This is a genomic window from Ruegeria sp. AI3 (genome assembly GCF_056541245.1).
In genome coordinates, this window is sequence record NZ_JBQFYA010000015.1 from 57,408 (window position 1) to 82,637 (window position 25,230).

Annotated in this window: 34 protein-coding genes; 20 read left to right on the forward strand and 14 right to left on the reverse strand. The window is 60.1% G+C overall.

Annotation, left to right across the window (positions count from 1 at the left end; genetic code table 11):
* Positions 1 to 4: 4 nt before the first annotated feature.
* A complete protein-coding gene (cbiB, locus tag ACRZ95_RS19685) occupies positions 5 to 925 on the reverse strand; it encodes an adenosylcobinamide-phosphate synthase CbiB (protein WP_170681282.1) in 921 nt (306 codons plus the stop codon).
* Positions 922 to 1,881 carry a threonine-phosphate decarboxylase CobD gene (gene cobD, locus ACRZ95_RS19690; protein ID WP_170681280.1) on the reverse strand — a complete coding sequence of 320 codons (960 nt, stop codon included), beginning with the start codon at positions 1,879 to 1,881 and terminating at the stop codon, positions 922 to 924. Before cobD ends, cbiB begins: the two co-directional genes overlap by 4 nt.
* A 181-nt stretch (positions 1,882 to 2,062) precedes the next feature.
* Between cobD and ACRZ95_RS19695 the strand changes: the two genes are divergently transcribed.
* Complete coding sequence (locus ACRZ95_RS19695) at positions 2,063 to 2,425, forward strand: response regulator transcription factor (RefSeq protein ID WP_170556374.1); 363 nt, start codon at positions 2,063 to 2,065, stop codon at positions 2,423 to 2,425.
* Here the strand turns inward: ACRZ95_RS19695 and ACRZ95_RS19700 are convergent.
* A complete protein-coding gene (locus ACRZ95_RS19700) occupies positions 2,407 to 3,396 on the reverse strand; it encodes a glutathione S-transferase family protein (RefSeq protein WP_170681278.1) in 990 nt (329 codons plus the stop codon). The genes ACRZ95_RS19695 and ACRZ95_RS19700 overlap by 19 nt on opposite strands.
* 212 nt (positions 3,397 to 3,608) lie before the next feature.
* Between ACRZ95_RS19700 and ACRZ95_RS19705 the strand changes: the two genes are divergently transcribed.
* On the forward strand, positions 3,609 to 3,962 hold the full coding sequence (locus tag ACRZ95_RS19705; RefSeq protein ID WP_170494124.1) for a hypothetical protein: 354 nt from the start codon (positions 3,609 to 3,611) through the stop codon (positions 3,960 to 3,962).
* A gap of 89 nt (positions 3,963 to 4,051) precedes the next feature.
* On the opposite strand, the gene ACRZ95_RS19710 is transcribed toward ACRZ95_RS19705, so the two are convergent.
* Positions 4,052 to 4,579: a L,D-transpeptidase family protein gene (locus ACRZ95_RS19710; RefSeq protein WP_170681276.1), complete on the reverse strand. Its 528-nt coding sequence runs from the start codon at positions 4,577 to 4,579 to the stop codon at positions 4,052 to 4,054.
* 3 nt (positions 4,580 to 4,582) lie between these two features.
* The gene (locus tag ACRZ95_RS19715; RefSeq protein ID WP_170681274.1) at positions 4,583 to 5,755 is read right to left on the reverse strand and encodes a PatB family C-S lyase; all 1,173 of its coding nucleotides are present in this window, start codon (positions 5,753 to 5,755) and stop codon (positions 4,583 to 4,585) included.
* 94 nt (positions 5,756 to 5,849) lie between these two features.
* Between ACRZ95_RS19715 and def (ACRZ95_RS19720) the strand changes: the two genes are divergently transcribed.
* From def (ACRZ95_RS19720) to speB, 6 genes are read left to right on the forward strand one after another with little or no spacing between them, the layout of a single operon-like run.
* On the forward strand, positions 5,850 to 6,368 hold the full coding sequence (gene def, locus ACRZ95_RS19720; protein WP_170681272.1) for a peptide deformylase: 519 nt from the start codon (positions 5,850 to 5,852) through the stop codon (positions 6,366 to 6,368).
* Positions 6,365 to 6,859: a peptide deformylase gene (gene def / locus ACRZ95_RS19725; RefSeq protein WP_170681270.1), complete on the forward strand. Its 495-nt coding sequence runs from the start codon at positions 6,365 to 6,367 to the stop codon at positions 6,857 to 6,859. The genes def (ACRZ95_RS19720) and def (ACRZ95_RS19725) overlap by 4 nt, the downstream gene beginning before the upstream one ends.
* Positions 6,860 to 6,903: 44 nt before the next feature.
* Positions 6,904 to 7,818, forward strand: coding sequence for a methionyl-tRNA formyltransferase (gene fmt / locus ACRZ95_RS19730; protein ID WP_170681268.1), 915 nt, complete (start codon positions 6,904 to 6,906; stop codon positions 7,816 to 7,818).
* Positions 7,819 to 7,824: 6 nt separating this feature from the next.
* The gene (locus ACRZ95_RS19735; protein ID WP_170380460.1) at positions 7,825 to 8,061 is read left to right on the forward strand and encodes a hypothetical protein; all 237 of its coding nucleotides are present in this window, start codon (positions 7,825 to 7,827) and stop codon (positions 8,059 to 8,061) included.
* Between the two features lies 1 nt (position 8,062).
* Positions 8,063 to 8,299 carry a GlsB/YeaQ/YmgE family stress response membrane protein gene (locus ACRZ95_RS19740; protein WP_170380459.1) on the forward strand — a complete coding sequence of 79 codons (237 nt, stop codon included), beginning with the start codon at positions 8,063 to 8,065 and terminating at the stop codon, positions 8,297 to 8,299.
* Between the two features lie 59 nt (positions 8,300 to 8,358).
* Positions 8,359 to 9,180, forward strand: a complete 822-nt coding sequence (gene speB, locus ACRZ95_RS19745) for an agmatinase (RefSeq protein ID WP_170681266.1) — start codon at positions 8,359 to 8,361, stop codon at positions 9,178 to 9,180.
* Positions 9,181 to 9,182: 2 nt separating this feature from the next.
* Here speB and ACRZ95_RS19750 read toward each other — a convergent pair whose 3' ends face one another.
* From ACRZ95_RS19750 to ACRZ95_RS19780, 7 genes are all read right to left on the reverse strand, one after another.
* Positions 9,183 to 9,785, reverse strand: coding sequence for a COG3904 family protein (locus tag ACRZ95_RS19750; RefSeq protein WP_480555454.1), 603 nt, complete (start codon positions 9,783 to 9,785; stop codon positions 9,183 to 9,185).
* Between the two features lie 36 nt (positions 9,786 to 9,821).
* On the reverse strand, positions 9,822 to 10,445 hold the full coding sequence (locus tag ACRZ95_RS19755; RefSeq protein WP_170681264.1) for a trimeric intracellular cation channel family protein: 624 nt from the start codon (positions 10,443 to 10,445) through the stop codon (positions 9,822 to 9,824).
* Positions 10,442 to 10,909, reverse strand: a complete 468-nt coding sequence (gene rnhA, locus ACRZ95_RS19760; protein WP_170380455.1) for a ribonuclease HI — start codon at positions 10,907 to 10,909, stop codon at positions 10,442 to 10,444. Before rnhA ends, ACRZ95_RS19755 begins: the two co-directional genes overlap by 4 nt.
* On the reverse strand, positions 10,902 to 11,495 hold the full coding sequence (locus ACRZ95_RS19765; protein WP_170681262.1) for a class I SAM-dependent methyltransferase: 594 nt from the start codon (positions 11,493 to 11,495) through the stop codon (positions 10,902 to 10,904). Before ACRZ95_RS19765 ends, rnhA begins: the two co-directional genes overlap by 8 nt.
* Positions 11,492 to 11,944 (reverse strand): DUF3429 domain-containing protein, encoded by a 453-nt coding sequence (locus tag ACRZ95_RS19770; protein WP_170681261.1) that lies wholly within the window; start codon positions 11,942 to 11,944, stop codon positions 11,492 to 11,494. Before ACRZ95_RS19770 ends, ACRZ95_RS19765 begins: the two co-directional genes overlap by 4 nt.
* Positions 11,941 to 12,891 carry a 4-hydroxy-3-methylbut-2-enyl diphosphate reductase gene (ispH, locus tag ACRZ95_RS19775; protein ID WP_170681259.1) on the reverse strand — a complete coding sequence of 317 codons (951 nt, stop codon included), beginning with the start codon at positions 12,889 to 12,891 and terminating at the stop codon, positions 11,941 to 11,943. The genes ACRZ95_RS19770 and ispH overlap by 4 nt, the downstream gene beginning before the upstream one ends.
* A 187-nt stretch (positions 12,892 to 13,078) precedes the next feature.
* Entirely contained in the window at positions 13,079 to 13,654 is a 576-nt protein-coding gene (locus ACRZ95_RS19780) for a LabA-like NYN domain-containing protein (protein WP_039541714.1), read from the reverse strand.
* A gap of 138 nt (positions 13,655 to 13,792) precedes the next feature.
* On the opposite strand from ACRZ95_RS19780, the gene folK reads away from it, so the two are divergent.
* From folK to rnc, 9 genes are all read left to right on the forward strand, one after another.
* Positions 13,793 to 14,362, forward strand: coding sequence for a 2-amino-4-hydroxy-6-hydroxymethyldihydropteridine diphosphokinase (gene folK / locus ACRZ95_RS19785; protein ID WP_170681257.1), 570 nt, complete (start codon positions 13,793 to 13,795; stop codon positions 14,360 to 14,362).
* Between the two features lie 96 nt (positions 14,363 to 14,458).
* Positions 14,459 to 14,812 carry a DNA-directed RNA polymerase subunit omega gene (rpoZ, locus tag ACRZ95_RS19790; protein ID WP_170380450.1) on the forward strand — a complete coding sequence of 118 codons (354 nt, stop codon included), beginning with the start codon at positions 14,459 to 14,461 and terminating at the stop codon, positions 14,810 to 14,812.
* A 26-nt stretch (positions 14,813 to 14,838) separates the two neighbouring features.
* Complete coding sequence (locus tag ACRZ95_RS19795) at positions 14,839 to 16,971, forward strand: RelA/SpoT family protein (RefSeq protein ID WP_170556386.1); 2,133 nt, start codon at positions 14,839 to 14,841, stop codon at positions 16,969 to 16,971.
* Positions 16,972 to 16,987: 16 nt separating this feature from the next.
* Complete coding sequence (locus tag ACRZ95_RS19800; RefSeq protein ID WP_170380448.1) at positions 16,988 to 17,686, forward strand: DUF2062 domain-containing protein; 699 nt, start codon at positions 16,988 to 16,990, stop codon at positions 17,684 to 17,686.
* Positions 17,679 to 18,425 carry a pyridoxine 5'-phosphate synthase gene (locus ACRZ95_RS19805; RefSeq protein WP_170681255.1) on the forward strand — a complete coding sequence of 249 codons (747 nt, stop codon included), beginning with the start codon at positions 17,679 to 17,681 and terminating at the stop codon, positions 18,423 to 18,425. Before ACRZ95_RS19800 ends, ACRZ95_RS19805 begins: the two co-directional genes overlap by 8 nt.
* Positions 18,422 to 19,045, forward strand: coding sequence for a LysE family translocator (locus ACRZ95_RS19810; protein ID WP_170681253.1), 624 nt, complete (start codon positions 18,422 to 18,424; stop codon positions 19,043 to 19,045). Before ACRZ95_RS19805 ends, ACRZ95_RS19810 begins: the two co-directional genes overlap by 4 nt.
* Positions 19,042 to 19,461: a holo-ACP synthase gene (gene acpS / locus ACRZ95_RS19815; protein ID WP_170667994.1), complete on the forward strand. Its 420-nt coding sequence runs from the start codon at positions 19,042 to 19,044 to the stop codon at positions 19,459 to 19,461. The genes ACRZ95_RS19810 and acpS overlap by 4 nt, the downstream gene beginning before the upstream one ends.
* A gap of 56 nt (positions 19,462 to 19,517) precedes the next feature.
* Entirely contained in the window at positions 19,518 to 20,357 is an 840-nt protein-coding gene (gene lepB / locus ACRZ95_RS19820; protein WP_170667993.1) for a signal peptidase I, read from the forward strand.
* Entirely contained in the window at positions 20,354 to 21,034 is a 681-nt protein-coding gene (gene rnc, locus ACRZ95_RS19825) for a ribonuclease III (RefSeq protein WP_170463210.1), read from the forward strand. Before lepB ends, rnc begins: the two co-directional genes overlap by 4 nt.
* A 233-nt stretch (positions 21,035 to 21,267) precedes the next feature.
* Here rnc and ACRZ95_RS19830 read toward each other — a convergent pair whose 3' ends face one another.
* Complete coding sequence (locus ACRZ95_RS19830; RefSeq protein ID WP_170681251.1) at positions 21,268 to 22,644, reverse strand: multicopper oxidase family protein; 1,377 nt, start codon at positions 22,642 to 22,644, stop codon at positions 21,268 to 21,270.
* Between the two features lie 158 nt (positions 22,645 to 22,802).
* Between ACRZ95_RS19830 and era the strand changes: the two genes are divergently transcribed.
* The 3 genes from era to ACRZ95_RS19845 all read left to right on the forward strand — a co-directional run bounded on the left by era (position 22,803) and on the right by ACRZ95_RS19845 (position 24,465).
* Positions 22,803 to 23,711: a GTPase Era gene (gene era / locus ACRZ95_RS19835; protein ID WP_170681249.1), complete on the forward strand. Its 909-nt coding sequence runs from the start codon at positions 22,803 to 22,805 to the stop codon at positions 23,709 to 23,711.
* Positions 23,708 to 24,037 (forward strand): DUF1491 family protein, encoded by a 330-nt coding sequence (locus ACRZ95_RS19840; RefSeq protein WP_170681247.1) that lies wholly within the window; start codon positions 23,708 to 23,710, stop codon positions 24,035 to 24,037. Before era ends, ACRZ95_RS19840 begins: the two co-directional genes overlap by 4 nt.
* A 104-nt stretch (positions 24,038 to 24,141) precedes the next feature.
* The gene (locus ACRZ95_RS19845; protein WP_170681245.1) at positions 24,142 to 24,465 is read left to right on the forward strand and encodes a SemiSWEET transporter; all 324 of its coding nucleotides are present in this window, start codon (positions 24,142 to 24,144) and stop codon (positions 24,463 to 24,465) included.
* Between the two features lie 7 nt (positions 24,466 to 24,472).
* Here the strand turns inward: ACRZ95_RS19845 and trhA are convergent, their stop codons facing one another.
* Positions 24,473 to 25,141, reverse strand: coding sequence for a PAQR family membrane homeostasis protein TrhA (trhA, locus tag ACRZ95_RS19850; protein WP_170681243.1), 669 nt, complete (start codon positions 25,139 to 25,141; stop codon positions 24,473 to 24,475).
* Positions 25,142 to 25,230 lie beyond the last annotated feature (89 nt).

Genomic DNA, 25,230 nt, shown 5'->3' on the forward strand with positions numbered 1-25,230 from the left:
TCCTTTAGAAGATCACGTTGATCCCAACCCACACTGAGACGAGGCCAAGCGCAAGCCCCCAGACACGCCAGAGCATGTCGCTTGCGCGGAAAACCTCTGCCGCGCCGATCTGACGGCGCGCATCGCCATTGACCCAGGCCAGGTCGCGCAACTGTCCGTCATAGCTGCGCGGCCCGGCCAGTGCGACGTCGAGCGCGCGGGCCATGGCGGCCTCGGGCCAGCCTGCATTGGGCGAGATATGGCGGCGGGCATCCTGCAGGATATCGTTCCAACGTGCCCATTGACCTGACAGCGCCACGATCATCAGGCAGGTCAGGCGCGCAGGGATCAGGTTCAGCAGGTCGTCGAACCGGGCCGAGGCCCATCCAAAGTCGCGGTGTTTCTGGGTGCGGTAGCCGATCATGCTGTCAGCGGTATTCACGGCCTTGTAGACCAGCAACCCGGGCAGGCCCGCCACCAGAAACCAGAAAGCGGGCGCGATAACGCCGTCGCTGAGGTTCTCTGCCGCGCTTTCGATTGCGGACCGGGCAACTTGTTCTTCGGTCATGTCGCTTGTGTCGCGCGAGACGATCATAGCCACCTGCGCCCGCCCGTCAGCGAGCGAGACGCGTAGCCCGTCGCCGACGGCGCGGACATGGGTCACCAGAGATTTCTGCGCTAGCAGGATTGCGCAGACTAGAATTTCGATCACTCCGCCAAACTGCGCCAGCACCCAGCCGACACCATAGGCTGCCACGACCAGCAGGATCAGCGTGCAGACGCCCTTGGCGCGCCGTGCCGCACCGCGGTTCAGCCGATTGTCCAGCCATCCTATGGCATTGCCGATCACCACCGCAGGGTGCCGGATGCGGCACCAGAGCCAGTCCGGCTCGCCCAATGCCGCGTCCAGACACATGGCGCAGACCAACAGAAAGGGGATGCTCACAGCGCGGCCTCCAGCCGATCCCACCCGTGTGCAGGAGGGAGGCCAAGGCGCAGATAGCGTTGGGAGTAGGGGAAGATGCGGCTCCAGATATGAGCCTGTGCCAACCGGTCTTGCCAGAGGACTGCATCATCGACCTCGTAGAGGCGGAACAGGCTTGTGCCTCCGACCAGCCGCGCGCCTTTATCAATAACCAGGGCGTCCAGCCGGGTGGCCTCGTCCTCCAGACGCACGCGAGTCTTGCTTGCCCAATCCGAGTCCTGCAGGGCTTGTGTTCCGACCCGCAGCGCAGGACCCGAGACAGCCCACGGGCCGGTCAAGTCGTTCAGGCGGGCAATCAGGTCCGGCGCACCGATAGCAAAGCCCAGGCGCATCCCGGCCAGCCCCCAGAATTTGCCGAAGCTCTTCAGCACGATCACGCCGGGCTGTCCGGCCAGATGGATCAACGAGGCACCGGGCATCACGTCGCAAAAGCTTTCGTCAATGATGGTCAAAGGCGCGGTGGCGTCGTTGGCTCGCCACACCCGGCCATCCGGGTTGTTCGGGTGTACGATTACGCGCGCATCAGCAGGGCCGGTTTCCTGCACCGACCAGCCTTGAGCCCGAAAGGCGGCGGCGTGTTCGTTATAGGTGGGCATCGTGATCTGGACCCGGCCTTGCGTCGCCAGTGCGGGAATGCGCGCGATCAGGGCCGAAGCTCCGGGCGCGGGCAGGATCGCCGCCTCCGCCGGGACATTCCAGAACTGGCGGGCGGCTGTGCTGAGGCGCTCGAACGCGCCATGATCGGGCAGTTCGGTCCAATCCGAGGGGTGCAGCCCTGCAATCGGGTAGGGATGCGGGTTGATGCCGGTGGACAGGTCGATCCAATCGCTGCGCGCGCCGCCATATTGCGCGATGGCCCCATCCAGACCGCCACCATGGTCGCGTTTCGCACGAGGATTCAATTCGGTATCGTTCATCCCAACGCATGCCCCAAATGTCGTATTCGCCCCGCTTCAAGCGGATTTTCGCCGTTTTGACAAGCAAATCCGCGTGATCAGGGCCGTCAGCAGGCGGAGTTAACACTTTGTTAAGGAAATGACGTGATCACGGGTCTTGGGGGTCGGCACCACTCACCACACCAAGTGCCGAGGTTGTAGTATGAAAGTTTTGATTGTTGAGAGTAACCCCGATCTGGGTCGGGTCTGGAAAAGGCATCTTGAACGGCAAGGTGCCGAGGTGACGCTTGTGGCTGGGCAAGAGGCCGCGATACTGGCGCTCTATGGCTCTGAGTTCGAGATTATCGTGCTGGATCTGGTTCTGGAAACCGGCAGCGCGCTGGCCGTTGCCGATTTCGCCAGCTACCGTCGCCCCGAGGCGCGGGTGATTTTTGTCACCAACACCACCTTCTTCTCGGACGGGTCGATCTTTGCCCACAGTCCCAATGCCTGTGCCTATGTGCAAAGCGGCACCCCGCCCGAGGATCTGGCGGCGATGGTAGAGCATTACGCAGCGGGGCGCTGATCCCGTCCGTGCGGTTCAAGATAGTCAAGCGTCGGGTTCACCGGGATGATCCGGTGCGGATTGATGCTGTCGTGACTGTAGTGATAGTGCCGCACGATATGGTTCATGTTCACGGTCTGCGCGACGCCGGGCCATTGATATAGCTCACGCGTATAGGCCCAGAGGTTAGGATAGTCGATCAGCCGTCGTTTGTTGCACTTGAAGTGCAGGTGATAGACCGGATCGAACCGGATCAGTGTGGTGAACAGACGCCAATCGGCCTCGGTCACGCGGTCGCCCATCAGGTAGCGGTTCCGGGCCAGACGATCCTCGAGCCAGTCCAACGTGTCGAACAGGGGACGGATGGCGGCGTCATATGCCTCTTGCGAGGTGGCAAAGCCGGATTTGTAGACACCATTATTGACGTCCGAATAGATCCGCGCGTTGACCTCTTCGATCTCGTCGCGCATTTCCTCGGGCCAGTAGTCATCTCGGTTGCCCGTGATCTCGTTGAAGACCGAGTTGAACATGCGGATGATTTCCGAGCTTTCGTTCGAGACGATCGTCTCCTGCTGTTTGTCCCACAGGATCGGCACCGTAACCCGGCCGGAATAGGCGGGGTCGGCCTTGGTGTAGATTTGATGAGCATAGTCCAGACCATACAGATCATCTCCGGTCGCGCCGTGATCGTCGGTTTCAAAACTCCAGCCCTTGTCCAGCATGTCTGGATGCACCACCGAGACTGAGATCAGATCGGTCAGCCCTTTGAGTTCCCGAAAGATCAGTGTGCGATGGGCCCAAGGACAGGCGTGACTGACATAGAGGTGATAGCGCCCCGGTTCGGCCTTGAAGCCACCTTTGCCGGACGCGCCAGCGCTGCCATCAGCCGTCAGCCAATTGCGGAATTGAGCGGCGCTGCGCTTGAATGCGCCGCCGGTGGATTTGGTGTCATACCAGGTGTCGTGCCAGGTTCCGTCGACCAACAGGCCCATCTCGCGTCCTCCGTATCTGCGTTTCGGCAAAGATAGGGCGCAGTACCCGGCCTTCCTATGACAGCCCGCGCGCATGCAGCCTGCACCTGCGCACAACACCAGCCTGAGATGCGCGCGCAACATCTGCGTGCGCTGTGTTGGTATGTGGTCGGCTTCACTGGATTTTTACAGTTTTGCCTCCACAATAAGAGATATCGAAGGGGGGAAATTTGATGAGTACCTATGTTTCCAAGGAAATGAGCGCTGAGTTGGAGGCTGCGCGAATCGCCACTTTGAAAAAGACCAGCCGTTTGCGGGTGGAAATGGGCGACAATTACTTCAAAATTCTTAGATTGTGGAAGAATGGATTTACAGTCGAGGCTGAAACCACGCCGCGTTTGCGCGGGTTGGTCGATATCCATGACGGTGCGAACCATTTGTATCAATGCCTGATCGTCGCGGACGAGGAAGAGGCAGGCGAAATGCGCTATGAGTTCAAGCGCAACACGGCGGCTTCCGACAAGGCACCGCTGGATTTCTACCGCGCACCGGATGCTCCCATTGCCCTGCTGGGGTACGAGGACTGAAGCGCTTTCCCTAAGGGCAGTTTATCGAAAGGCGCGTTCGACCGCAGGGAGGGGCCGCGTGTTTCGGCTCAAATCAAACGGAAAGCGATCTAGGGTCGAATTTCGACGGTTGTTCCGGTCGGAGTCAGGCTCCAAAGCTGGGCCATCTTTTCATTGGACAAAGCGATACAGCCCAGCGTCCAGTCTCCGGGCAGGGTGAGGCCGACAACGCCATTTGGTTGCCCGTGAATGAAGATATCGCCGCCGGGGTCTATGTCCTGCTGCTGTGCGCGGGCGATGTCTTCGGGTTGCGGGTAGTCGATCCCAAGTGACAGGTGGAACGCACTGTTCGGATTGCGCCGGTCGATGGTGAACACTCCGACGGGCGTCCTACCGTCGCCTTCCTGCTCCTTATCTCCTTCCGGTGCGAACCCCAACGCAATCTCGGTTTGCAGTACGATGGCGCCATCCAAGGTTGCGGTCAGACGACGGGCAGATTTTTCGATCAGAATGTGGTCGATCTGTGCCGCGTCAGGCGCCATGGCAGGCGCGGGAGGGCGCGGCCCGTATCTCTGCCAGCCGATCCAGCCAAGGGCCGCGATCAGAAAGACCAGCGTGATCCGGGCCAGCAGGCGCATCCGCTATTGCAGATCCCCGAACGCCTGTTTCAGCCGCGCGCAGGCCACTTCGACGCGGGCGCGTTGGGTGGCAAGATTGAAGCGTTCGAAAGTCTCGCCGCCCGAACCAAATCCGGGGCCTGACGAGGTCGCGATCCGCGCATCTTTGCGCAGGCGTCGAACGAACTCATCATGGTTCATCCCGGTGCCCGAGAAATCGACCCAGGCCAGATAGGTCGCCTGCAGGGGCATCGACCAAAGGCCGGGAATCTCGGCGATCGTGGCGTCAAACAGCTGGCGGTTTTTATCCAGATGCGCGACCTGAGCATCCACCCATTCCGCCCCTTCGGGCGTGTAGGCGGCGGTGATCATGGCCACGCCCAAGGCGCTAGGTTCATAGTCCAACGTATCCAGCCGGTGGCGCATCGCCGCGCGCAGCTTCGGGTCGGGGATGATCATGTTGCCGGTGCGCTGTCCCGCAATATTGAAGGTCTTCGACGCCGCCGTAAGAGTCACAGTCCAAGGTCGTGCCTCAGGTGCTGCGACATCCATCGGGACAAACTTCGCCCCCGGGTAAACCAGATCATGATGGATCTCATCCGAGACCAGAATCAGCCCGTTGCGCCCCGCGAATTCAGCCACCGAGCGCAGCTCCTCAGTCGTCCAAACCCGGCCCGACGGGTTTTGCGGCGAACACCACAGCAGCAGCTTTTCTGACCCATCCAGACGCGATTGCGCGTCGTCCAGATCAATCGCGTAGCTGTCGCCGTCGCGCACCAGCGGGCATTCCACCACACGGCGTCCGGATTTGTTAACCTTATGGGCAAACTCATGGTAAACGGGCGTGAAGATCACAGCGCCATCGCCCGGTTCGCTCCAGACATCCAGACAGAGGGCGATTGCATTGCCCAAACCTTGCGAGGTCAGCACCCAATCGGTGTCGATTTGCCAGTCATGGCGGGTTTGCATCCACCACTGAACCGAAGCCAAGTATTCAGGGTGTTTCCACGAATAGCCAAAGACCCCATGTTCGGCTGCACGGCGCACCGCATCAATCACGCACGGCGCGGTCTGATAGTCGGAATCTGCCGTCCACATCGCCAGCCCATCATCGGGGGATACGCCGTAGAGTTGCTCCATCTTGTCCCATTTTGAACTGTGGGTTCCGCGGCGGTCGGTTGGGGTATTGAAAGTCATGTCTGCTCCATCTGTCGAGGCGAAAGCTAACTACAAATCGGACGGGTGCAAGGGGGGCGTTGCGGCGACGGGCGGGATGCCCTAAATCAGCCTCATGAAACGCACTATTTTGATCCATCCCGATCCTCGCCTGAAAAAGGTCTGCGCCCCGGTTGCTGATCTGACAGATGATCTGCGCAAGCTGGCCGATGACATGTTGGAGACCATGTATGATGCGCCTGGCATTGGTCTGGCCGCGCCGCAGATCGGAGTGCTGGATCGCCTGATCGTTCTCGATTGCGTCAAGGAAGAAGGCGAGGCTCCTCGTCCGCTGGTCATGTTCAACCCCGAAATCATCGCCTCGTCGGATGAGACCAATGTCTACGAGGAAGGTTGCCTGTCGATCCCGGATCAATATGCCGAGGTTACGCGGCCTAAAACCGTCGACGTGGCCTGGATGGACCAGAATGGTAGCGCGCAGCAGGAGAGTTTTGATGGGCTCTGGGCCACCTGCGTGCAGCATGAGATCGACCACTTGGATGGCAAGCTGTTCATCGACTACCTCAAGCCGCTAAAACGGCAGATGATCACGCGCAAGATGCAAAAGCTCAAGCGCGAGAAGGCCCGCACATGAGTGTCCGCACCTGCCTGCCATGGCCGGACAAACGCCTGCGGACCAAGGCCGAGGATGTGTCTGAGATCACCGATGAGATCCGGGCCATATGGGACGATATGATCGACACGATGGAGGCGATGCCCGGTGTAGGTTTGGCCGCGCCTCAGATCGGGGTGATGCTGCGTCTGGCCGTTGTCGATGGCTCGACCGAGCGCGGTCGGGTGGTACGACTGGCGAACCCGGAAATCCTGCACAGCTCGATCGAGTTGCGCGAACATGATGAGGCCAGCCCGAATCTGCCGGGCGTGTCGGCCAAGGTAAAGCGCCCTCGGGCCGTGACCGTCAAATTCCTGAACGAACAGGGCATCATTGACTGCCGCGATTTTGTGGGGATCGAGGCCACCAGCGTGCAGCACCAGATCGACCATCTGAACGGCCGGATGTATTTCGACCGCCTCAGCAAGGTCAAACGAGACATGCTGCTGCGCAAAGCCAAAAAACAGGGGTAGGTCGGGCTTCAGACCGGCACCCGGAAATCGTACCGGAGCGGAAGATGCGACTAATTTTCATGGGCACGCCCGATTTTTCGGTCCCGGTATTGGACGCTCTGGTCGATGCGGGGCATGAGATCGCCGCCGTCTATTGCCAGCCCCCGCGCCCTGCTGGCCGGGGCAAGAAAGACCGCCCGACACCCGTGCATGCGCGCGCCGAGGCGTTGGGGCTAGAGGTCCGGCACCCAGTCTCGCTGAAATCGCCCGAAGAACAGGCCGCGTTTGCCGCCTTAAACGCGGATGTGGCGGTAGTCGTCGCCTACGGCCTGCTTCTTCCGCAAGCCATTCTGGACGCACCCGCACAGGGTTGTCTGAACATCCATGCGAGCCTGTTACCACGCTGGCGCGGGGCCGCGCCGATCCATCGCGCGATCATGTCGGGCGACGTGGAAACCGGCATCTGCATCCTGCAGATGGAGGCGGGTTTGGACACCGGCCCCGTTCTGATGCGTGAAGCCACGCCGATCGAGGCCGAGGAGACCACCGCGCAGCTACACGACCGGCTCTCGACAATGGGGGGCGCGTTGATCACCGAAGCCTTGACCCAGCTGCCGGACCTCACCCCCCAGCCACAACCCGAAGAGGGTGTCACCTACGCCTCGAAGATCGACAAATCCGAGGCGCGGATCGACTGGACCCGTACCGCGGTTGAGGTCGACCGCCAGATCCGGGGCCTGTCGCCCTTTCCCGGCGCGTGGACCGAGATGGAGGGCGCGCGCCTCAAGCTGCTGGCTTCGCGCGTGGCACAGGGGCAGGGCACTCCGGGAGAGGTCCTGACATCCGAATTGCATGTCGCCTGCGGGCAGGGCGCGGTTGAACTGTTGCGCTTGCAACGGGCAGGCAAAGGCGCGCAGGATAGGGAAACCTTTCTGCGGGGTTGGCCCATCCCGGTCGGCACCCGCCTGACGTCGGAGTAGAGACAGATGTTCATGGTCCTGATGGGCACCGTCGTGATTGCCGGGATTGTCGGCTACCTGTCCGAGAAGACGGAATTCACCCATAACGGTTACCTGCAATCCATCATTATCTGTGTCGGCGGCGCGTTCCTGTTCTACTTCGTCCGCATCATGTTCGGCATTAGCTTTGGCCCGCCTGGGCTGGACGCGGTTCTATCCTCAATCGGTGCGCTGATCATCGTGCCGACCCATTGGAGGCGATGACATGCCTGTCGTCGCCCTGATAGTGATCGGAGCCGCCGCAGGGTTCCTCGCGACCCGCCTGATGCGGATTGAGGCCGATATTCCCACTACCATGCTGATTGGTATCGTCGGTGCCTTGGTCGGCGGGTTCCTGTTGCGTGCACTGATCACCGTTTCCGGCTGGTTGTCCGGTTTTGTGGGGGCGGTGCTGGGCGCGTTGCTGGTGATCTGGATATGGCAGAGTTTAAAGCGCCGTTAAGGCTTGACCTTTCCCTTGGGTCGCCGCCTGATCAAGTCGAGTTTTCAAGCAGGTGACCCATGTCTTATGATCTGAACGCCGGTGATGTTGCCCTGATGGGCGTTCCACTGGATTTGCATTCCTCATTTCTGCAGGGTCCGGCCTTTGCACCCGGGCGCATTCGCGAGGCGTTGCATTCCGGTGCGGCCAATCTGACGGCCGAGGATGGCACCGATCTGGGGGCCACGGACCGGTTCAAGGATACGGGTGATCTGGAGGTGTTCGAGATGCGCGGGCATGAACCAATCGACCGGATCGAGGCCGGGGCCGCCGCACGGATCGAAACCGGCGCGCGGCTGTTGTCTCTGGGCGGTGATCACTCGGTCGCGTTCCCGCTGATCAAGGCCCATGCCGAGCGGTACGAGGGGCTGAACATCCTGCATATCGACTCGCATCCCGACCTGTATGACACGCAAGATATTGGCCCTCTGGGCCATGGCTGCCCTTTCGCGCGGGTGATGGAGACCGGCAAGGTCAAACGTCTGGTTCAGGTCGGTATCCGCACCATGAACAAGCACCAACAGGAGCAAGCGGACAAGTTCGGGGTCGAGGTGATCGACATGCGCAATTGGCGTCCCGATCTGGAGATCAGCTTTGACGGGCCGGTCTACCTGTCTCTGGACCTCGACGCGCTGGACCCGGCCTTTGCACCGGGTGTGTCACATCACGAACCTGGTGGGCTCAGCACACGCGAGGTGATCGACCTGATCCATCGGTTCGAGGGGCAGTTGGTCGGCGCGGATATTGTCGAACTGAACCCCCATCGCGACCCCTATGGAATGACCGCAATGGTTGCCGCGAAATTCGTCAAAGAGATTGGCGCGCGGCTGTTGTCGCGCTGATTTCAGCGCGCATCGCAGGTTGAGGCTGACCCCAGAAGCGTCGCGCGCGTGGTAGCCATGTCGTAGCTGTTGGCCTCGGCGGCTGTCATCCAGTGCATTTCGTCCTCCGAGGCGACCTCTAGCGTGTACCAATAGAAATCCTCGGACACGCCGATATAGTCATAGTAGTCCAGATATCGGTCGTGTTCGGGGTCGTCCTTGGGCAGTTCGGTAGCGATGATGCCCCCTCCGCCCCAGCTATGAACGCCGACGCAAGCGCCGGGCTGCAAGGTGCGCCTGTTGCCCGCCAGAAACAGGTCCGTCCCGCCCGAGGCGACCATGCCATCAGACGGCACCACCGTGTCAAAACCATGGTTGCGCACCTCGCGCGAGAAGATCACGTTGGCGTCGTCATCCACCGATCCTTCGATGCTTTGCAGGACAAGCGTTTTGATCTGCGGGTTGTCGGCGGCCACCGCACGAAAGGCGCCAAGGGTGGTGTGGTCGATGGCTCCGGTGACGACGATCTGATCGCCCTGGGCCACGAATCGCGTCGGGCTATAGGGTTCCGCGCAAGAGGCGAGCCATAGCACACTGGCGGCGAACAAGAACAGGACGGGTTTCACGAGTGGGCCTTCGGTTTGTTTCGGGCGGTACACGCCCTATTGGCGCGGCGGGCGGGCTTTGTAGACGGGAAGCCTCCAACCAAAGGTAAGCGATCCGGCGCGCAAGGCCCAGCAGATCGCGGCACATAGCGCCAACGCGGGCAGGCCCTCGAGACCAAGTCGTGTCGCGACTACCGCCGTCAACGCACCGGCAAACGCGCATGAGACGTAAAGCTCTCCCTGTTTCAGGACCAGAGGGACCTCATTGCAGACCACATCGCGCATCAATCCGCCCAGACATCCGGTGGTGACGCCCATCAGCACCACGATGATGCCGGATTGATCCAGCGAAAGAGCTGCTCCGGTTCCCGCAGCAACGGCAATGGACAAAGCGAAACTGTCCAGCCAGATCAGCCAGCTATAGCGGCTTTCGACCAGATGCGCGGTGAAGAACACAAGAACGGCGGCCCCGACCGCGATCAGGATGTAGTCCGGCTGGCCAACCCAAAAGACCGGATGGCGATCCAGCAGCAGGTCCCGCACGGTGCCGCCTCCGACCGCAGTCAGGCAGGCGATAAAGGCAAACCCGACCAGATCAAGCTGCGCCCGGCTGGCCACCAGCGCCCCGGTCAGCGCGAAGACCAGAACCGAGGCGTAATCCAGCAGGGCAAGCGCGCTCACTCCTGCGCCTTTGCGGGTTTGAAGGGAGCCATGCCCGCGCGGGCCAGCTCATCTGCTTTTTCGTTTTCGGGATGGCCTGCATGGCCTTTGACCCATTCCCATGTCACGTCATGACGACCCTGCGCCTCGTCCAACCGCTGCCAAAGGTCGACATTTTTGACGGGTTTCTTGTTCGAGGTTTTCCAACCGTTCCGTTTCCACCCGAAAATCCATCCCGTCACGCCGTTCTTCACATAGGCGCTGTCGGTCACAACGGTGATCTTGGACGCGCGCTCCAGCGCCTCCAGCGCGCTGATCGCGGCCAGCAGTTCCATCCGGTTGTTGGTGGTCTCAGCCTCACCGCCCTTAAGTTCCCGTTCTTTCAGGACCGAGTCCCCCTGCATCGCGCGCAGCAGCACGCCCCAGCCACCGGGGCCGGGATTGCCGGAACAGGCGCCGTCGGTATAGGCAAATAGCTCAGGCATGGGCGGCAAGCCCAATCCAGTCCGAGACTGAGCCATCCAGCCCGGTGCCGCTGCCAAGTCGTCGTGCGGTGACGGTAAAGCCCGCCTTTTGCAGATAAGTTTTCAAGTCTTCCTCGGAATAATAGCTGTAGAACCGCCCCAAACGATCCGGCCCTTCACCCTGTCCCAGCTTCATGGCGATATAGAAGACGCCCTTGGGTTTCAACGCCCGGTGAATGGCGGCCAGATGGTTCGGTAAATCCGCGCGTTTGGCGTGTAGAAGGCTGAAATTGGCCCAGATGCCGTCATAGACATCCTCGTCCTTCAGGTCCGAGAACGCCGCCTGGCGGGCGGAAACGCCAGGGTGCGCCGAGGCCAGCCGGACCATCTCGGCCGAGGCATCCATGGCCTCAACCTCTAGCCCCGCCTGCGCCATGATCACTGATGAGGCACCGGGGCCGCAGCCCAGATCCAGCACCTTGCCACCTGTTGGGACGGCCTGAATGAACCGGGTCAGTTGCGGGTCCTCGGTGTTGGCTTGATCGGTCAGGTCGGCATAGCGCGCGGCCTGTTCGTCATAGACTGAGATCGTCTCACGATCGCTCATAGGTATACCCCGACAGCCAGGCACAGCAGCACGATGGCCGTCAGCAGGATACGCAATCGCATCCACCAGCGTGGCGCGAGGCCCCAATACCGGAACAGGGCGTCCAGCACCAAAAGCCCGGCAAAGCCGATCATCAGATTGGTGCCGGTGCTGATCGGCCCGCCGCCTGTCATGAAAAACGCCCAAAGGGCGGGAAGGACCGACAGAGTATAGCCCACAGTCGCCCTGCTGCCCGAGGTCTTCGTGGCAAACCCCCACAATACACCGGACATGAAACTCAGGATAACCGAGCCATAGAACAGCTGAATGTAAGGCCCCACGAAACGAGAGCCTAGTTCGCGCATGCCCAGATCGTGCAGATCCGAATTCAGATAAGTCAGTGCCCCCCAAATGAACGGGATCAGCCCCGCCAACCCCAGATAGAGCGCGGATTTGGGGACGCCGTTCATGCCGGTTGCCTCAACACGCGCGGGACTTTGAATTCTACGTTTTCGACAGCGGTTTCCACGAGGTCGACGGTTACGTCGTAGTGATCGCTGAACGCGTCGATGACTTCATTCACCAGTACCTCAGGGGCTGAGGCTCCGGCAGTGATGGCAATGCTCGAAATTCCCTCAAGCGCGCGCCAGTCAATATCGGAGGCACGTTGCACCAACTGCGCATAGTTGCATCCAGCGCGCGAGGCGACCTCGACCAATCGCCGTGAGTTGGACGAGTTCGGAGCGCCCACCACCAGCAGCGCATCCGCTTTCGGCGCTACGGCTTTCACGGCCTCTTGCCGGTTTGTTGTGGCGTAGCAGATGTCTTCCTTGTGCGGGCCGACGATCTTGGGGAACCGCTCTTCAAGCGCCGCGATGATATCCTTGGTGTCATCGACCGACAGGGTGGTCTGGGTGACAAAGGCCAGCTGATCCGGATCTCGGACCTGAACTGTGCCGACATCTTCGACGGTTTCGACCAGCAGCACCTCGCCTTCGGGCAGCTGTCCCATGGTACCGATGGTCTCGGGGTGGCCTTTGTGGCCGATCATTATCATCTGCAAGCCATTATCCGAGTGGCGCTGCGCCTCGACATGGACCTTCGAGACCAGAGGGCAGGTGGCATCGACATACATCATCTCGCGACGAGCGGCCGTGGCAGGTACGGATTTGGGGACCCCATGAGCCGAGAAGATCACCGGCCGGTCATCTGGACACTCATCCAGTTCCTCGACAAACACGGCCCCCTTGGCGCGCAGCCCGTCGACCACGAATTTGTTGTGGACGATCTCGTGCCGGACATAGACCGGCGCGCCCCATTTCTGCAGCGCCATCTCGACGATCTTGATGGCACGGTCCACGCCCGCGCAGAACCCGCGCGGCGCGGCCAGGTACAAAGTCAATGGCGGCTTGGTCATGTCGCTGTCTCCTTGCGCCACAGGTAGGTCTTTTCACGGCCTTGGTCCAGACAGGGCGGCGTCATTGATCTGACATGAATCACTGATAGCCGTTAGGTGTTTCAGTACCAAACCTTAGTTAAAGAAGCGCGGCCAGGGTTTCATACCCTGACCGCGCTAATCTCATCCCCAATCGTGACGCCGAGGGCTAGTGCCCGCCGGCGGCTGCTACACTACGTGGTTCGGTCGGCATTTCCCGAGGCGGGCGGCCGATCACGTCGCGCAGGTCTTCCAGTTCGATGAAGTTGTCAGCCTGGCGGCGCAGCTCGTCCGAGATCATCGGAGGCTGGCTGCGGATGGTCGACACGACCGAAACCCGCACGCCTTGGCGTTGCAGGCTGGCAATTAGCGGGCGGAAATCCCCATCGCCCGAGAATAGCACGATATGATCAACGCGTGGTGCCAGTTCCATGGCATCGACGGTGAGTTCGATATCCATGTTACCCTTTACCTTCCGACGCCCCATACTGTCGGTGTATTCCTTGGCCGGTTTGGTCACCATGGTGAAGCCATTGTAGTGCAGCCAGTCAACCAGTGGTCGGATCGGAGAGTACTCGTCATTCTCCAGCAGCGCCGTGTAGTAGAAAGCACGCAGAAGCTTACCACGGCGCATGAATTCCTGCCGCAGAAGCTTGTAGTCGATGTCGAAGCCAAGTGCTTTTGCGGCGGCATAAAGATTCGAGCCGTCGATGAACAGCGCTAGCCGTTCGTCCTTATAAAACATAAATAGGTCCTTCCGGTATAATCCAGCCCGCTGCGCGTCTAAGAGTGAGTGGTGTAAAATTAAGCGTGCTGGTGTGCCTATAATTAGGGCTTTTAATGCGCATCGCAAGTATGCATTTGGCCGAATATGGGGGTATTAATGGGCAAAACCACTTCAAATGCAGTTGTTGCGATGGGCGCAAATCTCAATCTGAGCGGACTAGGGCCCAAGGTGACACTTCGCAACGCAATAATAGCGCTTGCGGACCGTGGTGTGGTGATTCGCGCCGAAAGCCGGTTTTTTGCAACCCCCTGTTTCCCTCCGGGTGCGGGCCCCGACTACGTCAATGCAGCCCTTTTGATCGAGACTGACCTTACACCTGCGCAGCTGCTGGAGGTTCTGCATGAGGTCGAGCATGAGTTCGGTCGTGAGCGGGTGCAGCGCTGGGGGATGCGGACGCTGGATCTGGATCTGGTGTGCTACGATGATCAGTTATTGCCCGATCCCGCCACCTTCGATCGCTGGCTGACCCTGCCCGCGGATGCACAGCGTCAAGAGGCGCCAGAGCAGCTGATTTTGCCCCATCCCCGCTTGCAGGACCGGGCGTTTGTGCTTGTGCCTATGGCCGACGTGGCCCCGGATTGGCGCCATCCGGTTCTAGGCCAGACCGTCCAACAAATGCTCGAGGCACTGCCAGCTGAAGATATAGCAGCGGTCACACCTTTGTAGATTGGTGGATTTGCGCTATTTCCTGCTTGTCAAGGCGTTCAATCGGTCTTAGATACAACGCTTCCTGATATGGACTCAGCAACGGAGTAGCGTTCCATGGCCCGCGTGACGGTTGAAGACTGCGTAGACAAGGTTCCCAACCGGTTTGAACTGGTGATGCTTGCCGCCCATCGTGCGCGTGAGATTTCCGCCGGTGGACCGATCACTGTGGACCGTGACAACGACAAAAACCCCGTTGTCTCGCTGCGTGAAATCGCGGACGAGACCCAGAGCGCAGACGAGCTGCGCGAGCGTCTGATCGAGGCCAACCAGACCCAGATCGAGGTTGATGAGCCGGAAGAAGATCAGATGGCGTTGCTGATGGGTGCCGAATCGGACAAGCCTGCCGAAGATGACATGTCGGAAGAAAAACTCCTGCGTGCTCTGATGGAGGCTCAAGGGCAGGGGTAAGCCCTCAAAACGAAGGTGCGGACCGGATGATTTCTGCTGACGACCTGATTGCGCTGGTCCGCAATTATAACCCAAAGACAAACGCTGAACGCATCGCCAAGGCCTATGAATTCGGCCAGCAGATGCATGAAGGGCAGTTCCGCCATTCTGGCGAGCCCTATTTTACCCATCCCGTTGCCGTTGCCGCCATCCTGACCGAACAGCGTCTGGATGATGCGACCATTATCACGGCGCTTTTGCACGACACGATCGAAGACACCAAAGCCAGCTATGGTAAAGTGGCCGAGCTGTTCGGGGATGAGGTCGCCAAACTGGTCGATGGCGTCACCAAACTGACCAACCTGCAACTCTCAAGCCGCGAAACCAAACAGGCTGAGAATTTCCGCAAGCTATTCATGGCCATGTCCAAGGATTTGCGGGTGATCTTGGTCAAGCTGGCCGACCGCTTGCATAACATGCGCACGATCAAGGCGATGCGCCCGGAAAAGCAGATCGTCAAAGCACGCGAGACGATGGATATCTACGCGCCGCTTGCGGGCCGGATGGGAATGCAGTGGATGCGCGAGGAACTCGAAGACCTCGCCTTCCGAGTGCTGAACCCCGAAGGGCGTCAGTCGATCATCCGCCGCTTCATCACACTGCAGCGCGAAACCGGAGACGTGATCCACCGGATCACAGGCGACATGCGTCATGAGTTGGAGAAAGCGGGCATCGAGGCCGAAGTCTTCGGTCGCGCCAAGAAACCCTATTCAATCTGGCGCAAGATGCAGGAAAAGGATCAGGGCTTCTCGCGCCTATCCGATATCTACGGCTTCCGCATCATCACCGAAACCGAGGAAGACTGCTACCGCACCCTCGGCGCGATCCACCAGCGCTGGCGCGCGGTGCCTGGCAGGTTCAAGGACTATATATCTCAACCGAAATCGAACGGCTACCGCTCGATCCACACCACTGTCTCGGGGCGTGACGGCAAACGGGTCGAAGTTCAGATCCGTACCCGCCAGATGCACGATGTGGCTGAAACCGGCGTGGCCGCGCACTGGTCTTATCGCGACGGTGTCCGGACCGAGAACCCGTTTGCGGTCGACCCGGCCAAGTGGATTTCGAACCTGACCGAGCAATTCGACAATGAGGAAGATCACGAAGACTTCCTTGAAGCCGTCAAGCTTGAGATGTACTCGGACCAGGTATTCTGCTTCACGCCGAAAGGCGATGTCGTGAAGCTACCGCGTGGGGCGACGCCGATTGATTTTGCCTACGCCATCCACACCCGTATCGGCCACGCCTGTGTCGGGGCAAAGGTCGATGCGATCCGCGTGCCGCTCTGGACCCGACTGAAGAACGGGCAGTCGGTCGATATCATCACCGCCGATGGCCAAACCCCTCAGGTCACTTGGCTTGAGATCGCGGTGACCGGCAAGGCTCGCACCGCGATCCGCCGTGCCCTGCGCGAGGTTGACCGTGAGCGGTTCATCAAACTTGGCAAAGAGCTTGCGCGTTCCGGGTTCGAACATGTCGGCCGCAAATCCACAGACAAAGCGCTGGATACAGCCGCCAAACACCTGCGTCTGAAAGACCGGCATGAGCTGCTGGCACGCTTGGGCAGTGCCGAACTGACAGCCCATGACGTGGTCAGCGCCGTTTATCCGGAACTGACACAGGATGACGGCGATGCGATCCCCCTGCGGCGCGCCGTGATCGGTCTTGAGCCAGGTCAGAAATTCGACCGCGCCCCCTGCTGTCAGCCCCTGCCGGGCGAGCGGATTGTCGGCATCACGCATCGGGGTAAGGGCGTCGAGGTTCACGCCATCGATTGCAACCGCCTGGGCGCATATGAGAATGAGCCCGAGCGGTGGGTCGATCTTCACTGGCATTCCGGCACCCACCCGGCAGTCTATGGCGCGACACTTGACCTCACCATCGGCAACGATGCGGGCGTACTGGGGCGTATTTGCACATTGATCGGCGAGAAAAAGGCCAATATCTCGAACCTTGAGTTCGTCGACCGCAAACCGGATTTTTACCGACTGCTGATCAATGTCGAACTGCGAGACCTTGAACAATTGCATTCGCTGATGCTGATGCTCGAGGCAGAAAGTGACGTGGCCGCTGTCGAACGGTACCGAGAGCGTGAAAATGCCGCCCTGCCGGCTGGTTGAGATGAGGTGATCAGGAGTGGTTTTCAAGCGCCGAGATCGACGCTCTCCCATTCAGGCCGCATCTGAGTTTGTCTATCCACGTGGCGGATGGACCCGCGCCTTTCACTATGTCAAACATCGCGTTCGCCGCTTGCCAGACTCGCCCGAGCGGATCGCGCGCGGTATCGGGGCAGGGGTGTTTGCCGCGTTTACACCCTTCTATGGCCTGCATTTTCTGGTCGCCGCCATCGGAGCGCGCCTGCTCAACGGCAATATCGTGGCCGCCCTTAGCGGCACGTTCTTCGGCAATCCGCTGACCTATGTTCCGATCGGCGTCATCTGCCTGCAGACGGGGCACTTCCTTCTTGGAACCGAATTCGAGAAAAGCGAAACCCGCGGTCTGATGGGGAAATTCGCGGATGCGATGGGCGATCTGAAGAACAACTTCCTCGCCATGTTTACCGACCGCGTCGCGGATTGGCACGGCCTGGGTCTTTTCTACCGCGAAGTGTTCTACCCCTATATGATCGGCGGCATTCTTCCCGGTCTGCTGGCTGGGGTGATCTGCTTTTATCTCAGCCTGCCGCTGATCCGCACCTATCAACAGCGCCGCCGCGCGCGGATCAAAGCCAAATTCGACGAAATCAAACGTCTGGCTGAAACCGAGGCTGACACTTCGGTGGAAAAGGCACTAGCTTCAGCTCAAACCGTAAAAAAGGAATCGCGCGATGTCTGACACTTATCTGCGTCTTGGTGTGAATATCGACCACGTCGCCACCGTGCGTAACGCACGCGGTGGGGCTTATCCCGACCCGCTGCGTGCCGCCAAACTGGCCGAAGAGGCCGGGGCCGATGGCATTACGGCGCATCTGCGCGAAGACCGCCGTCACATCTCGGATGCGGATATTGATGGGCTAATGGACGTCCTCTCGGTCCCTCTGAACTTTGAAATGGCGGCCACCGAAGAGATGCAGAAGATCGCCCTGCGGCACAAACCTCATGCGGTCTGTATCGTGCCGGAGAAGCGTGAGGAACGCACCACCGAAGGTGGGCTGGAAGTCGCGCGCGAGGAAAACAAGTTGGCCCACTTCATTGCTCCGCTTCGCGATGTCGGCTGTCGTGTGTCGATCTTCATCGCCGCTGACCAACGCCAGATTGAGGCCGCCCACCGTATAGGGGCCGAGGTGATCGAGCTACACACAGGCGCCTATTGCGACGCCTTCGCCGAAGGCCGCATGGAAGAGGCCGAGCGTGAGCTGGAAAGCCTGCGCCAGATGTCGACCTTTGCCCATTCGCTGGGCCTCGAAGTCCATGCAGGCCACGGGTTGACCTATGAGACGGTGAAACCCGTCGCGGCCTTCCCAGAAGTGCGTGAGTTGAACATCGGCCACTTCCTGATCGGTGAGTCGATCTTTCTGGGCCTTACCCCCGCCATACAGGAAATGCGTCGCCTGATGGATGAGGCGCGGGCGTGATCACGCCCGCTTTCATAGCGATCTGGTTTGCCTGGTTGATGGCCGGTGGCTCACCCGGTCCGGCCACCATGGGCATTGCCGGTACCGCTATGTCTGAAGGTCGCCGTGCAGGGCTGGTCTTTGCACTTGGCATATGCGCGGGCTCTGCTGCTTGGGGGATTGCCGCCGCGCTGGGCTTGTCGGCGATCATGCTGGCAAATGTCTGGGTCTTCGAGGTGATCCGTTACTTTGGTGTCGCCTATTTGGGCTGGCTGGCCCTCAAGGCCCTGCGCCGCGCGATGACCGCGGGTGAGGTTCCATTGGGCAAGCCAGTCACCGGGTCGCTGCGCACGATCTTTGCGAAAGGTGCAGCCATTCACCTGACGAACCCCAAGGCGATCCTCAGTTGGGGATCGATCTATGCGATCGTTGCCCCAAATGATGCCAGCCTATGGGTGTTGTTGGGATATTTCGGCCTACTTTATGCGGGATCGTTGCTGATCTTCATCGGTTACGCCTTCCTGTTTTCCTCGTTGCGTATGGGTAGCGCCTACCGGCGTGCTCGACGTTGGTTCGATTTTGCCTTTGCGGGGTTCTTCGGCGTCGCCAGCTATAAGATTTTGACGGTTCGGTTGTCGTGATCCTCGGAGTTGGTACAGACCTCGCGAATATCGAGCGCATTCAGCGCACGCTCGACCGTTTCGGCGACCGTTTCCGCAATCGCGTGTTCACCGAGACCGAGCAGCGCAAGGCGGAACGTCGCTACGACACCGCAGGCACCTACGCCAAACGTTGGGCCGCGAAAGAGGCTTGTTCCAAGGCGTTAGGCACCGGTCTGCGCATGGGCATCGCCTGGAAGGACATGGCGGTCAGCAACCTGCACACGGGCCAGCCCGTGATGCATGTAACCGGCTGGGCCGCCGACCGGCTGCGCCAGATGACGCCGGAGGGCCATGAGGCGATTATCCACGTCACCCTGACCGATGACCACCCCTGGGCGCAGGCCTTTGTGGTGATCGAGGCGCGCCCGCTTCAAGAAGCCGGTACGCAGCCTTGACTTGCCCCCGCATGGCCCGCATTTAGCACCCAACACACCAAGGAGCAGAGAGCAGTATGGCCGAGGACGTCAAAACCGGAAATCCCATCTGGGAGACGATCAAAACCATTGTCTACGCCCTGTTGATCGCAGGCGTTTTCCGCACCCTGTTTTTCCAGCCCTTCTGGATCCCCTCCGGCTCGATGAAACAGACCCTGCTGATCGGCGATTTCCTGTTCGTCAACAAGATGGCCTACGGTTACTCCTACGCCTCCTGCCCCAGCCTGATCATCCCCAGTATCGGTCTGAATATCGACGCCGAGGATATCTGCGGCTGGCTTCCGGGTGACGACAATACCCGCATCTGGGGCGGAGAGCCCGAACGCGGCGATGTGATCGTCTTCCGTCACCCTGTGACGGGGCGTGACTATATCAAACGCCTCATCGGCCTACCGGGCGACCGCGTTCAGGTCCGTCAAGGGCAGATCATTCTGAACGGCACACCCGTCCCGCAACAAGCCGATGGCGTCTTCACGGAAGTGGCGGCTCCGCAAGGTCCGCAACGCTTGCGTCCGCGCTGCTCCAACGGCCCGGTCGGTATCGGTGGCGTCTGTGAGAAAGAGCGCTTTGTCGAGACCCTGCCCAATGGCGTATCCTATGACGTGCTGAGTATCGGCAATCAAGGGTCCGACAATACCGGCATCTACACGGTGCCCGAAGGCCACTATTTTTTCATGGGCGACAACCGCGATAACTCTGCCGACAGCCGTCTGCCGCAATCTGCTGGTGGGGTAGGCTATGTTCCTTACGAAAACCTGATCGGTCGCGCAGACCGGATCATGTTCTCGTCGGCTGGCCGGTCTATGCTGTTCTTCTGGACATGGCGCAGCGACCGCTTCTTCAAGGCGGTCAATTGAAGGTATCGGCCGACATAAAGGCGTTTCAGCACCGCTTAGGGTACGAATTTTCGAACCCCGAGCTGTTGGTGAGGGCGCTGACCCACGGTTCGGTTTCGTCCGCCACCCGGCCCGACAACCAACGGCTCGAATTCTTGGGCGACCGCGTTCTGGGCCTCGTTATGGCGACAGCCCTGCTAGAGGCGGACAAGAAAGCCTCCGAAGGCCAGCTGGCCCCTCGTTTCAACGCGCTGGTGCGTAAAGAAGCCTGTGCCGATGTCGCCCGCCAGATTGATCTGGGCGCCGTACTCAAGCTCGGCCGGTCCGAAATGCTGTCCGGGGGGCGCCGCAAACAGGCGCTTCTGGGCGACGCCATGGAGGCAGTGATCGCCGCCATCTACCGCGACGCCGGTTTTGAGGCCGCCCGCGACGTCATCCTCGCCCTCTGGGGGGATCGCATCCACACGGTCGAATCTGACGCTCGCGACGCCAAGACTTCGCTACAGGAATGGGCGCAGGCCCGCGGCCAGAAACCGCCCAGCTATATCGAGGTCAAACGCAGTGGCCCCGACCACGCTCCGGTTTTCACCATCGCCGCCCGCCTGCAGGACGGGACCGAGGCACAGGCCACCGCTGGATCAAAACGCCAGGCCGAACAGGCTGCGGCAAAGGCCCTTCTGGACTCGCTGCCGAAGTAGCCCTCGTTCATCTTCCAAAACCCGATCCGCTCTTCATCCGGCCAAAAATATCCCGGGGGTGAGGCCGGATGAAATCTGGACGAGGGGGCTGGCCCCCTACCGGTCGGATTGGCGTAGTCAATCCGATGCCTGCAACGTTTTGGGTTAAATTAGTGACACGAATACCCTGCCACGCTTCCAGCGTTCTCGGGACATTTGTGCCACTCGTTGATTCATGTGAAACCCGAAACGCTTTAAACCACCCGGATATACCCGGTCAGACCGGTTTTCTGATGCTCGATCACATGACAATGAAAGGCCCAGTCGCCGGGATTGTCCGCGACCAGTGCGATCTCGACCACCTCATCTTTCAGCAGCAACATGGTATCGGTCAGCAAAGGCGGCAGCTTGCGTAGGTTCGATTTCATCGGCGTGAACACAAGCCCATGCAGGTGGATCGGATGAAGGTTCGGCGATTCGTTTCGTAGCCGCAGAACGTAACTTTTGCCCATCTCCAAAACGGCCAGAGGGCCAACACCCTCGGCGGCATCGCCCGCCCAAGGGGTTCGGTTGATCGACCAGAAATTATATCCCAGAGAGCCACAGAACCCGTTATTCGGCTCTCCACCTTCGGGCGTCCAGCCAAAGACGAACTCATGCAGTTCGGCCTTGGTCAGATCAGGCCGTGCAACCGGATTCGGGGGCAGTGGTTTCAACTCCTGCAAATCGCGCGCAACATCCGCGCCTAGGGCCCGAAGACGTGCCATCGGGCGATGCGGCTGACCCGGCAGTTTCGCGACCAGATCCACCATCTGCCCCTCGCCTGAGGGCATCGCCACCGCGAAATCCACCCGTTGGCCCGGTCCGACCAGCAGAGGGTCCTCGGCGCGTGGCAGGGGGAGCTCGACATCAACCGGATGTCCGTCCCAGGCGATGATCCGGGTCTTGCCGCCCGCAAGATGCAGCCGATAAATCCGGGTCGTGTCCGTGTTCACCACCCGCAGCCGTACCAACCCGCCCGAGACGTGGTCATAAACGGGCGTATCCAGCCAGTTTGCAGTTTGTAGATTGCCGAACGTTCCAGCCCTTGCTGCGCCGCGCTGGGTGTAAGCGGGCAAGAACTGGTCTTCGTCATCCAGACGGAAATCGCGCAGGTTAATGACCTGTTCGCCGTCAAACCCGGGATATTCGGCCTCGGCAATGACCATCACGCCGGTCAGACCGTGAGCCATCTGCTCCATCGTCATACAATGGGGGTGGTACCAATAGGTCCCAGCGTCAGGGGGCGTGAACTCATAGTCGAACAGTTCATTCGGTCCCAATGGCATCTGGGTCAGATAGGGAACGCCGTCCATCGCATTAGGAATACGCAGCCCGTGCCAATGCATCGCGGTGTAGTCTAGTGTCGAGTTGCGTACTGGCAGGCGCATCGCCTCACCCTGACGACCCCGCAGTACCGGCGGCGGCGCATCAGAGGATAGGCTGACCATCCCGGTCGTCACCTGATCGCGCAATGTAAAACTGGCCGATTGGATGACCAGTTCAGGCGCGGCCGAGGCTAGACCGAACCCTCCCAATCCGATTGCCCCTGCGGCGGCGCTGGTGCCCAAAAGGAACTCGCGACGTTTCATGATTTGCCTCTTTGATGAAATCCTCGCCTGGCTGTCATCGGCGTGGCGTAAGGCTACAGTTTCACTGCGCACAACGGATCGCAATGCGACAAAACCCTCTGGCCCGCGCGGGCATTCTGCTATAGGGGTGCGCACTTGCAAACAGGATCGCAACACACATGACCACACGCGCCGGATTTATCGCCCTGATCGGAGAGCCCAATGCAGGCAAATCCACCCTTTTGAACCGCATGGTCGGGGCCAAGGTCTCGATCGTGACGCATAAGGTGCAGACCACCCGCGCCCGCATCCGTGGCGTGGCGATGGAGGGCGACGCGCAGCTGGTTTTTGTGGATACGCCCGGCCTGTTCAAACCGCGCCGCCGTCTGGACCGAGCCATGGTTGCCGCTGCCTGGGGTGGGGCGGCTGATGCGGATGTGGTTGTCCTGATGATCGAGGCCCATCGCGGCATCACCGAAGGCGTCGAGCGGATCCTCGAAGGTCTCGAAGAGATCGGGCAGGGCCGCACCATCGCGCTGGCCATCAACAAGATCGACAAGGTGCCCTCCGAGAAGTTGCTGGCGCTGACCAGCGACTTGAACGCTCGCTACCCTTTTGCTGAGACCTTCATGATCTCGGCTGAGAAAGGCCACGGCGTCGACGACCTGCGTAAATGGCTGGCGGGAGAGCTGCCCGAAGGCCCTTGGCTTTATCCCGAAGACCAGATCGCCGATCTGCCCCTGCGCATGATCGCCGCCGAGATGACGCGCGAAAAGTTGACCCTGCGCTTGCATCAAGAACTGCCCTATCAGCTAACCGTCGAGACGGAGAACTGGGAAGAGCGCAAAGACGGCTCGGCCCGGATTGATCAGATCATCTATGTCATGCGCGACGGCCACAAAGGCATCGTACTGGGCAAAAAAGGCGAGACGATCAAGGCCGTCAGCCAGGCCGCGCGGGCGGAACTGGAAGAGTTTCTGGATCGTAAGATTCACCTGTTCCTGCAGGTCAAAGTCCGGCCCAACTGGCTGGAGGAATCCGAGCGGTACTCGGAAATGGGTCTGGATTTCAAAGACGGCAACGCATGACGCGTCTGACCGCAGACTTCTGGGTCCATGCCTATCTGGCACGGCTGCGGTTTCAGGAAATCCCGGCCTTCGTGGTGGCGCATGGCGATGACACGGCGGGCGCGGTGCTGGTCAAACTCAACACGCTTGATGGGCAGGCGGTGGCCTTCCAACGCAGCTTTGACCTGATGAGCGGCGTTCGTAAATGGGTAGAACTCTCCAGCGGCGCCGAACGCGATGTGGACGAGGCCATCCAGCGCCAGCGCAGCTTTGACCCTGATCTCTGGGTGATTGAGGTCGAAGACCGGCAGGGGCGGCATTTGCTGGATGATGAGGGGCTGGAATAAACCCACCCACAGGGACTTGGACAGGCGGCTCAAACCGTCTAGTTTGAAGGGCAGGTCGGCACAGGCTGATCGTTGAGAAAACCGCAAAAAGGTCAGGTGTTGGCGTGGCTGAAACACTCGCTGAGAAACTTGAAAAATCGAACCTGGGTCACTGGATGCAGCGATTCGAAGGCTTCATGGTCTTCATTGGTGTCGTCGGCCCCTTTGCCACGCTGCCGCAGCTGATCAAGCTGTTTTTCACACACTCGCAACACGCCACCGGCCAGTCGCTTTTGTCCTGGTCGCTTTATGCTGCGCTGTCATTCTTGTGGTTTGCTTATGGGTTGGTGGTCGGGAAGCTGCCGATTTATGTGGGCAATGGAATCTCGATGGTCCTCAACCTGTTGATGGTGGTTGGTATCTTGATGCACGCGGGCCTGACGTTCTGAAGGGTCTTTAGCCCAACAACAACGGCTCCAGCGACACCCGCAGCGATACGGCGGCGAAGAACAGAACACTGCCTGCCAGAACGAAAACATGCCAGATCGTGTTGTGATAGGGCATCCAGTCGGACAGGTAGAAGATGACACCTGCGGTATAGACTACCCCTCCGGCAATCATCAGAGCGAGTACCGAAGGTGGCAGCTCGTCCAGCAAAGCGTGCCCGCTCCAGACGGCGGCCCAGCCCATTCCCAGATACAAGATCAGCCCGATCCAGCGAAAGCGGTGCGGGTCCACCATCTTCAGCACTGATCCCAGCGTGGCCGAGGACCAAAGGCCGATCATCAGCCCCGGGGCTTGCGCTCCGGACAGCAGCAGGAAGGGCGTGTAAGTGCCTGCGATCTTCACATAGATGCCCGAGTGATCAAGCCTGCGCAGAACTTCTGACCATCGATCACTGACGACCATGTTGTAGAGCGCAGAAAAGCTGAGCATCAGGATCAGCGTCACTCCGTAGATCGACGCGCCCATGACCGCGTCCGGGTCGGCGCGATAGAACATCGTCATGACAATCAGAATGGGAACCGCGATGAGGGCTAGAAACAGGCCCAGAACATGTACAACTCCGTCACTGACGCGCTCTGCCCGGCTATAGGCTGGCCGGATATGTGCAAAAGATCGCATAGCAGAAGGGTAGGGCCGCTGCCGTCCTTCGGCAAGTCTGTCGGGCTGAACTTATCGTGTGGGTGTCACAGCTTGCGGCGCTGGCGGGT